1 pseudogene is annotated in these 1,616 nt (G+C 37.3%); it reads right to left on the bottom strand.

The features are described 5' to 3' along the window. Positions 1–256: 256 nt before the first annotated feature. A pseudogene (locus tag VB713_RS13130) lies at positions 257–1,616 on the bottom strand (S-layer family protein); the annotation flags it as partial.

Here is a 1,616-nt window from a genome sequence, read left to right as displayed (position 1 = left end):
TTTTCTCAAATTATTGCCACATCTCATCTTCAACCCCCTTGTCACCCGTTAAGATTTATCGATGGGATTAAATCTTCGATTCAACTCACAGATAGACAAAAACTGATTTTACAGTTCCTTTGTCCATCTTGTCACCGATATTATTTTTTGTCTTAAATTACCTGCTGAATGTGGGTAATAAACATTTTGTTTTACGCAGAGTTGCAGAGAGAAAGACTTTCTAAATTACGATAGCAAAATTTAAACTATCACTTCCTCATTGTTGACTAGAAACATGACATCCAGGATTATTTAAACTAGAATTTTGCGGTATCACTGTTTGTACTTCTGCTGTGAGAATAATCTTACCATCAGCAGCAATTATCCATCCTTGCGCTTCCTGAATTAAAGGAGGATTGATATTTTCGCGTTCATTATTCACAACAACTGGTGTTATCTCTTGCTTGGTTGTTTCTTGACTAGAAACTACATCTACCAAATCCACTAACGGTGTTGTTCCCGGTAATAAATCACTAGGATTTGATGGTAATCCACCCCTTCCAACAATAGTAAATTTATTTTGTTGACCTGCTATTTTTTCAGCGCGTGTACACCCTTGCATTAACTGACTAGTAGGATCAATTAAATTGTTTGGTAATGTTACTAAACCTTTGGATGGATCAACATTTAAACTATTAATTGTTACCTCACCACTTAATCCAAATTGAGAAGATGCAGTAATATCGCTTTTTGGGGTTAATTGTGGGCGATATTCTAGTCCAAAGATAGCGTTAGTTGTAATATTGATTTGACCACCATTACCTTGAAAGGCATTAGCTGTAATATCGCTATTTTCACTAGGAAGTGCCACAATAAAAGGAGCGTTAATATTGATGTTTCCCCCATTTCCTCCTGCACCATTTGTACCCGCAGTAGCAGTTATCCGGCTGTTATTTCGCAATAATAATAAATCTTGAATATGCAGAGTTATTTCTCCACCTTGGTTACTGGCAGTTTCTGCTGTGATAAAACCTTGATTATCTAAACTTAGAGTTCCTGCTTGCAGTGCAATATTTCCACCTTTGCCACTTCCTTGACTATTTACTCCTATTCCTGCACCATTTTTGATGATTAATGTTTTGGGGTCAATATCAATACTGCCACTATCACCTGTTGAATCTATTTCTGTATTAGCAAATAGTCCGGTTTCTGTACCATCTAAGGTGATATTATCTTGAACTTTGAAAATGATATTTCCAGCTTGAGCATTACCTGATGTGGTAGTAAGGATTTGTCCTCCATTGGTAACTGTCAAGGTTTTGGCGATAACATTAATACTACCTGCATTTCCTTTACCAAAGGTACTAGCATCAAGTCTGGAGCCATTCAGCACTTCTAGGGAATGAGTAGAAATTTCCACACCACCTGCATTACCGACTGCACCTGTTTCTACGCGACTATCAGCATAACTTTCACCATCAAACTTAATATTATTAGTAGCAGTAATTTTGATAATGCCTGCATTTCCTTTACTAAGGGTACTAGTATCAAGAAAAGAGCCATTCAGCACTTCTAGGGACTGAGTAGAAATTTCCACACCACCCGCATTTCCTATTGCGCCTGTTTCCACTTGACTA

The sequence above is a fragment of the Anabaena cylindrica UHCC 0172 genome (assembly GCF_034931625.1).
GTDB lineage: Bacteria > Cyanobacteriota > Cyanobacteriia > Cyanobacteriales > Nostocaceae > Anabaena > Anabaena cylindrica_A.
The sequence above is the reverse complement of the archived record's forward strand: the minus strand, read 5'-3'. Positions and strand labels throughout refer to the sequence as shown.